The sequence below is a fragment of the Qipengyuania marisflavi genome (assembly GCF_005884405.1).
In the GTDB taxonomy this organism is placed as follows: Bacteria; Pseudomonadota; Alphaproteobacteria; order Sphingomonadales; family Sphingomonadaceae; genus Qipengyuania; species Qipengyuania marisflavi.
This window is the reverse complement of record NZ_VCAO01000002.1, coordinates 1-11,966: the sequence shown is the minus strand read 5'-3', so window position 1 is coordinate 11,966 and position 11,966 is coordinate 1. Positions and strand designations below refer to the sequence as shown.

Below are 11,966 nucleotides of genomic sequence, written 5' to 3'. Positions count from 1 at the left end.
AGCCAATCTGGCGCTTGTCATTCACCCACCCCCCGAGTAAAGGCGCGGCCCTGTCCAGCCGAGGTGTCCCGGATTCCGGGCCTTATGCTTCCGGGTAACGGACGGGCGCGTAGCTCAGTGGTAGAGCACACCCTTCACACGGGTGGGGTCGCAAGTTCAATCCTTGCCGCGCCCACCATCTTTTCAATGACTTATAAGAGATGGGCGGCGTTTCCATGAAAAAAACATGAAAAACTTGGGTGGGCATCCGCGAACATCAGCGGTGCTTTGGGGTCTTGATCTTGCGATCCCTGGCTGAGCCAATTTCAACCGATTCAAGCATCGATCCAGCAAGTTACCCCTTCTTCACGTTTCGCTGGCAGGTCTGAGCGCCAAAGAGCGAGAAGAACGATGTCATTTCACCGACCTATCCTGCCCGGCAAGGCAATCCAACTTGTCAAATCCCGCAATTTGGATGCCCCCGAGAAGCTTCTCGCCGATTATGCGGCCGCTGGACTGATCAAGACTTATGCCCTGATGCGTGAAATACGGCCCGCGGGTGGGCCGACGAAGACAGTCAGGGATTCTCAGATTCCACAAGAGGAATGGGGTCGTATCGTCGCTTCAGACAATATCGTGACAGCTTTGAACGGGGGCACAGTTCAACTGGAAGGGTCAAAACTGCCTGGTGGACCACCGACAATCCGGATAACCGGTATCAGTTTCTCGGAAGCATCCCTGACCAAGGTTCTAGATCGCTATTGCACGGATGCGCCTTCGATTATTCTTCAGGAGCCCCTCGCCCGAATTTCAGAACCTCAGGTGGGTCGATCTTCCGCTATTCCTTCACAAAGTAGCAAGCATAGAAGAAAAGAAGTTGCGCCAATCAAACCAGGCGACCTTACAGCAACGGTCGCGCAAGCCGTGCAGGCGACGGGGCTGGGTCGAACCAAAATCGATCAGCTTATGCGAGACGGCACTTTAGAGAGGACGAAGGTAGGCCGGCGCACCCTGATCAGCGTGGAGAGCATAGAACGGCTGGCCGGCACCAGAGTAGCGCGATAGGTAACACCGCAAGACGAGAGGATCCTCGGAGAATATGTGAGCGGACCGTCAGCCGGCTGTGGGACCCGATCGGCTAGCTCGTCGATATCTTTCAGCGCGAAAGAATGCACCAACTACTACTTTCGCGCGACTATGAACCTGTTCAAGTGTAGAACGCTCAATTACCTGTGGGAAATGAAAATAAGCCAATATCTGCTGGCATCATTACAGGCCAATTTTTTAGGTGATTGCCGCTGTGAGAAATCGGCCGCGCGCAAATGGATACGTCCGGATTTGTCATGCCAGTCTGCTGAAGATGCGCGATCTGCTCTCTCCCAGGCCGCCGCGGCCACACAGGAAACCGCATGACCGCCCTAAAACATTCTCCGGAAACCACAATTCAACAAATCCAGACCCTGCTGCAGGAGGGCTACGGCACCGGCTTCACGATTTTCAAGGAACTGATCCAGAACGCCGACGATGGGGGCGCCACGCGCCTGCTGCTTGCCGGACATGATGGCTTTCCTGAGGCGGAGAACCTCCTGCTGAGGGTGCCCGGCCTATTTGTGGCCAACGATGGCAACGTAACGCGCGCGGACTGGGAAGGCCTTCAAAAGGCGGCCGGCGGGAGTAAAGGCGGTCAAGAAGCAGCGGTGGGCCGGTATGGTTTGGGACAAAAGGCGCTTTACCACCTATGCGATGCCTATGCGGTGTTCGCCCGTCTCGATGGCGCGGCCGAGGCAACCTCGATGGTCCTGAACCCTTATGAAGACATTCCGGTCGCGCACCATGCCCAAGGCTGGAAAGAACTGAGCCGACTCGACGAGGCGCTGCTCGCGACCTGGGCCGAAGCTGCAGGCATGAGCGGGGGACTAGTCCTGCGCATCCCGCTACGGACCGAAAGCCTGCGCCCGGGGGATGACAGGCAGATGCGACTGACCGGGGCACACTGGACAGCGCAAGAGGCGATTACGGACATCCGAGATGGGCAGCAGCTCCTTGCCGCCTTGGCGTGCCTGCGCCGCCTTGAAAGCATCGAAATCACATGCCCGGGCGAGCAGCCTTGGCGGGCAGAGGTAAGGCCGGGCTTTGCCCGTCTGGCTGGTCCGGGCGCCGCGGCACAGGAGCAAATGCAGGAGAGCATTGGCGGCTCCCTTGTCATCAGTGGCATGGCGGCAACTGTCCACGGCGCGCAGCGTAATGCGGCTGGCGGCAAGGCCGATGCGCTTCGCCACGATCCGGAGTGGCCCAAGATCTGGACCCTAACCGGACTTGATAGGGACAAGGCCACACCACACGGCGGGGCCATCGTCTGCCGTCATCCGGTGGCCGAGGGGGCGCAGGCGCGACTGCGGGTCTGGGACGCGGTCTATCTTCCGTTGGGCGACCCTGCGCGCGAAAGGGACAAGGAAAAGGTCCCGCTCGTCGATGCGGCGCTGGAGGGCAAGGAGAATGTCGAGCTGATCGTGCACGGCGATTTTTTCGTCTCAAGCGATCGCAGGTCACTCCATCGAGGGAATGACATCAAGGCGCGCTGGAACGCCGAACTGCAGCGAGAAGCTGCACTTCCATGCGTCCTCAATGCAGTGGCTAGCGCTGTCGCGGCCTTGCCCGACAACCCCGCGCGCTACGGCCTGATAAGGGCATTGCAGGAGGCGAAAGACTGGTGGCTAGCCAATGCCGCCGCTATCTGCGGGGAGCGCGCGCTAGCCTGCGTGGCCGATGGCACAGGCCAGCGCTGGGGGATCGAACCCGCCGCCACTCTGCGCCCCGTTCCGGTCGGCGAAGCGACCCGCCCGCGTATGCTGGACGAAGCTTGGCCAGGCTTTGCCGAATGGCGCAAGCAGCACGGCATCGTGCTTGCCCAAGGCGGCACGCTAAGCGCTGCCGCTCCGACTTGGAGCGACAGTGAACTGGCCGCCATTATCGATGGCATGGGCCAGGCAGCATGGAGCAGCATGAAGGCGGCAAAAACGCTATCTGCCTTGCTCGAAGCGCCCGCGAACGGCTTCGTGGAGCTGGGCGAACTTGCGCAACAGAGCCTTGGTGAGAGCTTACGCGCTGCCTTAATTGCCAAAAGCAAGATGGCACCGACGGTCGAGCTAAGAAAGCTCACCCGTCACCTGAGGCCGGCAGGCATCCTTGTTTTACCCAAATCGGTCAGCGCCCCGGAACTGCTCGCTCATCTTGCGCAGAATGCACCCCTGCTCTGCCTGCGTGATGAATGGGTCGCCGAGGAGATCGCCGCAAACCGCGCGGACAGCGACCAAGAGTTGCCCGAAAACGATGCTTTTGCCCTGCTGGAAGCGCTCGAACCGCTGGGGCGACGTGAAGGCAAGGTCCGCAGCGAGGCAATCAGTTTGCTGGGGCGGGTGCTGGCCAAAGGCCCCCATCTTGGCAGCTTGGCACAGCATGTGCGCGTCAGTGCGCTCAAGGTGATCCCCGCGCGACGTGCAGGTGACGGCGGCGATGCTTTGCTAGCGCCTGCCGAAGCACGCGCGTTGGTCGATAAGGGGCTGCTGTTCCAGCAGGGCGGCAAGATCAATCTGCTGGACAGCCTTGCGCAAGCGGTCACCGAGCCGACGCTTTGGAGCCTGCGGCAGAACGTTACTCTGAAGATGTCGCCCGGAACGACGCTCTCGTCGTCCAACACTCCCGCTCATCTGGCCGCCGTCCTTGGCAAGGCGCGCGCTTTCGGCTCCGTGGCCGCCCGCGCGAACCAGTTTAAAGAGCTAAAAGCTCAGATGTCGCCGCAGCAGATGCGCTGCCTGCTGACCGGCCAGCCCGATCTGCAGGACGAACCGCGCGTGGCCCGCATTGCCGACCTGCCTTCGCCGCTCAAGTCGCTGGCAGATCAGATCTCCGCCGACGAGCGCGGGCTGCACATTCTTGATCCGGACATCGCCAGGCACATCGCGCCCGATGATGCCACCAAGGCCAGGGTCGAGGAATTGGGTATCGACTGGCTTGGCAGCCGCCTGAAGCGCAGCCAGATTGACCTCACCGAGCATCAAGCCGAGGCCCTGCTTTCCGCCCAGCTGCCGTCTGACACGCTGGTCCCGCTGGCGCTGCACAGGGTTCAAGGGGAAGGCGGTCTGCATCGTTGCAGTAATCTCCTGCGCGGCAGGCTTGCTGAGGTGCCTCAAGCCATGCGACACTTGGTGCGCATCGTCGATCCCTATCCGGCCCAGGCGGGCCAGCGCCAGCGCGACCTGATCGCGGACTGGACACCTGAGCGGCAGATCACCATCGCGCTCGGCAGCGAAAGGCCGGAGGATTTTGCAGCCGACATCTTCGCTGCGCTCGAAAAGCTCCCCAACCTGTCTGACGATCTGGCCAAGTCTCTGCGCGAAGGAAAATGGCTCCGCGTAAACGGGCGCACCGTGGCGCCTGGCGATCTGCGCGATTTCCTGCCCTGCGTGCTCGATGCATGGCCCGCTTTTCCGCTGGGTATCGCCCCGGCCCTGATTGAGAAGCTACCGCAAGACCAGCGCGAGATTTTGCAACGCTTGAAGCTGGTGCACACTCGCCTCGCCTCTTATCGGCTGCTCTTGCAGAACATGGCGCAGCACAGGAGCGGTCTGGTTGTCGACCTGCGCGAACAGCGCGCCGATCTCTGCGCTCTGGCCAAAGCCGGGCGCAGGATCGACGATGATCTTTGGCCGCTGCTCTCGAGTGCCCTGCGCGCAATCGAGGATGACGAGAGGTGGAGCCAGTTGCTCACCGGGATCACCTTTCCCGCGCCGGATGAAGATGCCGCGATCGACCAGCTCAATGCGCTGGCGGAGCTCGCCTCAGACCGCCAGGAGGGGCGCCTGAGCGAAGCCGCCCGGAACTTGTGGCGGGCGGGCTATGCTGCCCATGTCGAAGGCCTGCGCGCAGCAAGCGAGTTCCTACCCGCCGACCTCTTGGTCGAAAGCGAGGCGGGCACCTTTAGCCGTGCCGACTGTCTCGCGCTTGCAAGGACCGGCCTTGAGGATACAGCCTGCCTCGCCGCCCACTGTGGGTTTGAACGGCCTGAAAACCATGCGCCACCCCGCACCTCCGCGACAATTGCAGGGGAACCGCTGGAGCGCCGCATAGGCGAACTGTTTGCCCCCTTTCGCAAGTTTCACGAGTTGCACAGCGCCGTCTTGATGGTCCTCGCCATGCTTGGCCGCGGCCCGGAGCTGCGCAGAGTTGCCGGGCAGTTCCAAGGCAACCCAAACTATGAGGACATTTGCGCGGACATCGCAGATTGTTCGAAGCGGCGACTTGGCGCCTACGAGAATATTCAGGCTCAGCAGTTTACCGTGGTTCCATTGCAAGAGGGGCAAGCCCTCGTCATGTCGGCCGCCGGTGTGGAGACGCTGGCACGGTCCGGGGCTGATGGAACGCTGCTCTACGACTGCACCAAGCTTGCGCCCAATCACTGGCAGCTGACGATGTCAGCGAGCGAGCCGCGTGACCTTGACCACGCTACGACCATGCTGCGTGAAGCCGTCAGCAAACTGGCCGATCCCATCACCATGCGGATGCACGAACAGCGTGGCGCGCTTCTCCAGCTTCTCGACAGCTATCTCGCCTCTGATCAGGCCACGCTTGATAACCTGATTGAAGACATCCAGGATGGCCTCTACGAGCGCGTCAAGAAGCTGGACCGTAGTGACTACCTCAAGCAGGCGCTCAGCATCTACGATGCGGATCACAAGACCGGGCGCCGCGAAGGCGACGAGGCATCCGCACGCAACCGAGCCAAGGAGAACCTGTGGCAGGCGATCAAGCGTGAGGAGGCAGCAGGCGAACTGTTGCAGGCCATTCGCGAAAAGATACATCGCCGCGGCTACGCACCCGAACGCACCCTCTTCGAGCTGTTCCAAAACGCGGTGGATGCCGCACACCAGAACGGCCAGCAAACCGATATGCGGGTAGAAGCAGAGCGCGATGAGAACGGCACAATTGCCACCCTGCGTGTGATCCACTGGGGACGGCCGATCAATGTCGCAGGCGGCCCTAGGACGCCCCAACGCTTTGAGCGCGATCTCGATAACATGCTGGACATGGATTCCTCCGAGAAGGCGAGCGAGGATCGAGGCAAGCACGGGCTGGGTTTCAAGACCTGCCATATGCTTAGCGATGAAACCCGGGTCGCCAGCGGGCGCCTGCGCTTTGCCATCCGCGGCGGTATGATCCCACTGAACTGGGAGAAAGGCCGGGACTTGCAGTTGAAGCACAACCTGCCCGATGCGCCAGCAACGATTATCGAGATGCCGATCGCGCCGGGCATGGCCGATGCGGCTAAGCGCGCATTCGATCAGTTTGCGAGGGTAGCCGAGTTTCTGCCCGTAGTCGCTTCCGACCTTGGCGAAGTGGTGCTGTTCGATAACTTGGACAAGCCCAGCGGCAAGGCACTGGTGCAATCTATCACGCCGACTATCGCGCTGGTCGAATACGGGCAAGACAAGCGCACGCTGCGGCTTGACCTTGGCGCAGGCCATCAGCTCTATTTGCGGCTGCTCGATGGTATGCCTTCAAACTTTGCGAAGGACTGGAGCCGCCTGTGGAACTTGGCCCCGCTAGACGGTGAAGATCTACGCACCGAGTGGCTGATCGACGGAAATTTCGAAATGGATCAGGGCCGCCGTAAACTGCACGGCGAGGCCGCAAGCGCGCTAAAAACCATACAGATGCGCGGCGCGCCGTTGGGCGAGCGGCTGCTAGAACTTTTCGACAAGTGGGATACGATCGCGCCTGCTGCAGGCCTTGCCGAGCAGGGCCGCGATGCCTTCTTTGCCGCGCTCATCGACCGAATGATGCACGACCTCAACGACCATCTCGCCCAGTATCTGCACGGCGCAAGTGGTGGAGAACTGCGGGGGTTGGCAGCACTGATCGGGAGCCGGGCAGTGGTGCCACTCGCTTCGGGTAGGCTAGTGAGTGCGAATGAGGTCGATGGCGTCTACAGTCACACGCTCGCCGATCCCGAGGTGCGCAAGAAGGTCGAGGGCTGGCCCGGCGCTGGCGATGCCAAAGCCAATCATGTTGAGGAGAATTGGGCGAACCGTCTTCAAAGGCTGGGCTTTGCTGCGCCCGAAACCATTGACCTTGGCACTATGGCAAGGCGGATTTGCCGGTCCCAGATCACTGCCGAAACTGCGGCCATGGTCGGCGAGGTGTTCAACGCCAGCGAACGTGAACGCTGGTTTCCGGAAGAAAGAAAGCGCGTCGAAGATGCGCTCAAAGATGTGCAGCTGAGGGCAGCAGACGGCAAGTTTGTGCAAGTTCATAATCTCTGGTTCGCGCAGGATCCTCGCCAGGGCCAAGAAGGCGAAACCGAACGGCTGCGCGCTGCTTTTATGCCGCCCCAAGCCCGGCTTCACCCGGACTATCAGGCGCGCGGCGTCGACTTTGCCCAGCTAGCCCGCTCGATTAAGGGCTACAGCACCCAGATCGAGCGCGAACACCTCAAGGATGCCCACCGCGATCACGCCCGCTGCGAGGCGGCACTCATTTATCTAGCGCAGAACCCGAAGGCGATCTCAGGACTGAATTGGCTTAGCGATGCAGACGCGCTTTTGGCGCAGCCGGCACACCAGGAGCTTTCGTCGCAGCAACTCGGCACCCTGCTGGCGTGGCTGAATGCCGATGCTCCTACCCCTACCCCGCCGCCTGTCCGCGAAGCCGAAGACATCCTCTGGGACATTGCCGAGTGGTGGGAAACCGATCGCACCGAGCTTGTCGAGCAACACGACATGCGGACCTACGGCGAGCTGGAAGATCTGTGCAGCGCCCAGAAACTGCAAGCAGACGACGACACAGCTTGGTTCACCATGCTCTCGCTTGCCTCGTTCCAGACGCTGGGCCGCATCACTCCCAAGCAATCGCGCAACTTCGTTCTGCGTGGAGTAAGGGAGGATTGGTGGCACGAACTCGCTAGCGTGGAAGACGAAGCCTTGACCAAATATGCCCAAAGGCTGTGGGTATGGAGCGAGATCGGTGCCGACGAAGACTTTCAGCACTGGCGCCGCTGCCTTGGCGATATGTGCCTGATCGCCCGCAATCTGGACGCCTATCGCCAGATCCTCACCGCCTTGCCGCAAATGGTCGAACAGGTGGCCAATCCCTTCAGCCTGCGCGAATTGCTGCGCCCCTCGCAAAGCCAGATCATCGCCCGAATGGGCATCGACGCCGCCCCGCTGGCAAGATCGATCGGCATGGGTGCCAACTGGATCGTGCGCGAACTGGCCCGGCGCGGCTTTTACGAACCAGATGAGGCCCAACTGGTGCAGCCTTTCGCCTGGAGCGCCCGCCAGCGCATCCGTAACTTTTCCGAGGAAATCGGGCTTGGCACCTTCTCCCCCGGGGTGGATGAAGGCAGGCGCATCCACGATGAGGTCGCGCAATTGCTGGAAGCCGAGCCTCCGTTCGGCATTGATGGGGATCTGCCGCTGGAAATCCTCAACACCCGCACCCGGAGCGTGGGATACCCCCTCGCCCGCCAACAAATCCTAAGCGGAAGCTGGAACACAGAATCTTTACCGAGGCTTACCATCGATGCCTGAAACTAACACCTTCCTCGCCCCGCATACCCCAGTTTCGCATCCGCTCCACGGCAGCGGACAAGTCATCGTCGATAGCGGGGACGCCGTCGTCGTGCGGTTCGGGGGCGAGATCCATTCCGTGCTGCGCAGTGAACTTGTGCGCGCGCGTTCGCTTGATTTAGCGCTGGAGAGTGGGGCTTTCGACGACAGCGCCGAAGGCCTGTTGCGCGCCAGCGCACTGGCGATCCGTTCGGTCAATGATCAGTGGGGCGTGTTCTCGCGTTCGCGGGTGCAATTGCTGCCGCACCAGCTGTGGGTTTGCCATAAGGTCAACCGGCAGTGGCCGTTCCGCTGGCTCGTGGCCGACGATGTGGGCCTCGGCAAGACGATCGAGGCCGGGCTGGTTCTAATGCCGCTAGTCGCCCGGGCGCAGGTGCGCCGCCTGCTGATCCTCGCGCCCGCCAAGTTGGTGCCGCAATGGCAGAAGCGGCTTTACGAGATGTTCGACCTGCGGCTGCAGATGTATGGCCGCGAGATCGCCAAGGCCTCGGCCGATTTCTGGGGCGTGACGCAGATGGTGGTCGCCTCGGTCCACACTCTCAGGCAGGAGGTATCCGAAGGACGCGCGGAGGCTAGCGCCTTTCTCGATGCCGAGCCGTGGGATGCGGTGGTGGTGGACGAAGCGCACCACCTGCACGCCGACGATCGCACCGGCGAAACACTGTCGCTCGAACTGCTCAAGGAGATGGAGCGCCGGGGCAAGATCAAGTCGCTGCTTCTTTTCACAGGCACGCCCCATCGCGGGAAGGACCACGGCTTTTTCTCGCTCTTGAGCCTGCTCGACAACGAGCGGTTCGGGCCGGACAAGGATCCCGAGGAGCAACTCGCCGCGCTTCCCGAGTTTATGATCCGTAACAACAAGGCCAAGGTCACCGACCTTAAGGGCGAGAAACTGTTCACTCCGGTGACGGTGGAAAGCCGCGAATATCAATTCTCGGATGCGGAGGCAGCGTTCTATGACACTTTGAGCGCCTTTATCATCGACGGGAGAGCCTATGCCTCGAACCTTTCCGGACAGGCGCAGACGGCTCGCATGCTTCTGCTCATCGCCTTGCAGAAGCTGGCGGCAAGCTCGATCGCAGCCATCCGCAGCGCGCTGATCAAGCGTCGCGACAAGCTGGCTTCAGTCGCCGAGAATGCGCGCGCTACCATCGCTGCCACCGACCAGCCCGAAACGCTCGACGATGCTGCGGTGCTCGACGAAGAGGCATCGGCAAGGCTGCTTGCCGAACTGATGGACGGTGAGGTTGCGCGCCTCGAGGAACTCCTCGACCTCGCCGAGCCGATCGTCAGCGAGCAAAAGATCGAGCGGCTTGTGGAGCTAATCGTGACCGACCTGCCCGAAGACGAGCCGGTCCTGCTGTTCACCGAATACAAGGCGACGCAGGCACTGGTAGTCAATGCTCTGCACGCCCGTTTCGGGTATGGCCGCTGCGCCTTCATCAACGGCGAAGGCAAACTCGAAAACCTACTGCGTGCCGATGGCAGCTACGGTCCGCGATCCTCCACCCGCGAGACCGCGGCAGACGATTTCAACGCTGGTAAGGTGCGTTTCCTGGTTTCAACTGAAGCCGCTGGCGAAGGGATCGACTTGCAGGAACGATGTGCCACGCTGGTCCATGTTGACATGCCATGGAACCCGATGCGCCTTCATCAGCGGGTGGGCCGGCTGTCGCGGTATGGCCAGACAAGGCCGGTGCAGGTGTTCATCCTGCGCAACCCGGCCACTGTCGAGGCCCGCATCTGGGATTTGCTCAATGCGAAGCTTGAACGCATCCAGGCAGCGTTGGATGTGGCGATGGACGAGCGAGAGGATATCTCGCAATTGGTGGTGGGCCTCAGTGGCCCCTCGATCGAAGTCATGTTTGCCGAAGGCCAAGCCCGCTTCGGAGCCGATAGCAAACCTGCTCGCGAGGGAGTTAGCACATGGTTCGATCAGGCATCTGCCACCATCGGTGGGGAAGATCTCGTCAAGAGTGTGCGCAACATGCTTGGCAATGTCACCCGTTTCGATTTCGCGCAGGTTGGCAATAATATTCCCAAAGTCGACCTTCCCGATCTTGAGCGTTTTCTTAAGCTGGAACTCGAGCGCCAAGGCAAGCGAGCGATGAACCGCGAAGATGGCATGGAAGTGATCGCGCCCGATGAATGGAGGAAAACCGATTATGCCATTGCCAAACGCTACACTGGCTTGGTGTTCGACCGTAATGCCCCAATCGACCGCAAGCAGGCGCCAACCCGCCTGATCGGCATTGGGCACAGCCTCCTCGACCGCGCGCTAAAGGAAAGCCTTGACCGTGAAGCTTTTCTGGCCCGGTGCAGCCGTCTCAAAGTCCCGCTGCTGATTACTTCGATAACTGACGAAATTACCGGCCACGGCCAGACAGTGGGCCGGATCGTGGTCGGCGCCTGCCGTTTGGCTGATGGGACTGTTGAAATTCTGCGCGACTGGGAGCTGTTGAAGCGGCTGAACCTGGTCGGCGCGGCCGACGAGACCCTTCCCTCGCCTCAGGCCGCCGGCCAGCAGCTGACCGATCTGGCGCAGGATTTGATTATTCATATCGGCAAGAATGCAAGAGAGCTGGCCGAGGGGATGACCCGCCCATCGGTGCGCGGTGAAGTGCTACTGGTGCCGGAAGACGATGATGATTAGAATAGAGTTCGCTGTTGTGTCTTGGCGCGGTGGGCCCCTCTTGACCTCGTTATCAGCTGATCAATATCGACCTTTCGGAACTTCTTGAAATAGGCTTTTCGTTTTTTTGGAAGGGGGTCTCGTCCAGCTTGTTTTGCCCGCTTTCGCGCGGTCGGTCCAAGCGATCTCGATATTATGATCCGGCGATGATTAATCGGTCCCTGAGGGATATGGTCAATGTGATGATGGTTGGCAAATGGCGGATCGATACCCTTCACGATGTATGCTGCAGCGGCCGGGGAATGGCGCACCCTCCCCAATCTGACAGAGCCGGGCTTAGCGTTGAAAAATTCTCGCTGATATTGCCGCCGTAGGAAATAGTCGAGGCGCTCACATTTTCTGAAGGGCCAGCGGATCATCCAGTGAATATGCAGCGGTCTGGACTTGTAACGGTTTTGTGCCGGTCACTGATCTCATTATGCCACTTTGGCTTCGAATGCGAGCGGGCTGATGCCGCCCAGATATGAATGGCGGCGGCGGGTATTGTAGAACCCGTTGATGTACTGGAAGATGGCGGCCTCGGCTTGTCGCCGTGTTGGCCAGCTCTGCCGCCAGATTAGTTCCGCCTTCAGGCTTTTGAAGAATGTCTCGACAGAGGCGTTATCATAGCAATTACCCTTGCCGCTCATCGATGGCCGCAGGCCGTAAGCCTGCAGCATCTTTTGATAATC

Annotated in this window: 4 protein-coding genes and 1 tRNA gene; 4 read left to right on the top strand and 1 reads right to left on the bottom strand. The window is 60.7% G+C overall.

Annotated features, from left to right (window positions below):
- Positions 1–103: 103 nt before the first annotated feature.
- The 4 genes from FEV51_RS04560 to FEV51_RS04545 all read left to right on the top strand — a co-directional run bounded on the left by FEV51_RS04560 (position 104) and on the right by FEV51_RS04545 (position 11,256).
- Positions 104–178 (top strand) — tRNA-Val (locus FEV51_RS04560).
- 212 nt (positions 179–390) lie between these two features.
- A complete protein-coding gene (locus FEV51_RS04555; protein ID WP_138616439.1) occupies positions 391–1,044 on the top strand; it encodes a MerR family transcriptional regulator in 654 nt (217 codons plus the stop codon).
- 344 nt (positions 1,045–1,388) lie between these two features.
- A complete protein-coding gene (locus FEV51_RS04550) occupies positions 1,389–8,564 on the top strand; it encodes an ATP-binding protein (protein WP_138616437.1) in 7,176 nt (2,391 codons plus the stop codon).
- Positions 8,557–11,256, top strand: a complete 2,700-nt coding sequence (locus tag FEV51_RS04545) for a DEAD/DEAH box helicase (protein WP_138616435.1) — start codon at positions 8,557–8,559, stop codon at positions 11,254–11,256. The genes FEV51_RS04550 and FEV51_RS04545 overlap by 8 nt, the downstream gene beginning before the upstream one ends.
- A gap of 455 nt (positions 11,257–11,711) precedes the next feature.
- Here the strand turns inward: FEV51_RS04545 and FEV51_RS04540 are convergent.
- Positions 11,712–11,966: IS3 family transposase (locus FEV51_RS04540; RefSeq protein WP_171033042.1), on the bottom strand; the 255-nt coding region annotated here is incomplete at its 5' end.

Bases quoted from the DNA above. Each gene is read 5' to 3' on its own strand.
- FEV51_RS04555 (WP_138616439.1), top strand. From the start codon at position 391: ATGTCATTTCACCGACCTATCCTGCCCGGCAAGGCAATCCAACTTGTC.
- FEV51_RS04550 (WP_138616437.1), top strand. From the start codon at position 1,389: ATGACCGCCCTAAAACATTCTCCGGAAACCACAATTCAACAAATCCAG.
- FEV51_RS04545 (WP_138616435.1), top strand. From the start codon at position 8,557: ATGCCTGAAACTAACACCTTCCTCGCCCCGCATACCCCAGTTTCGCAT.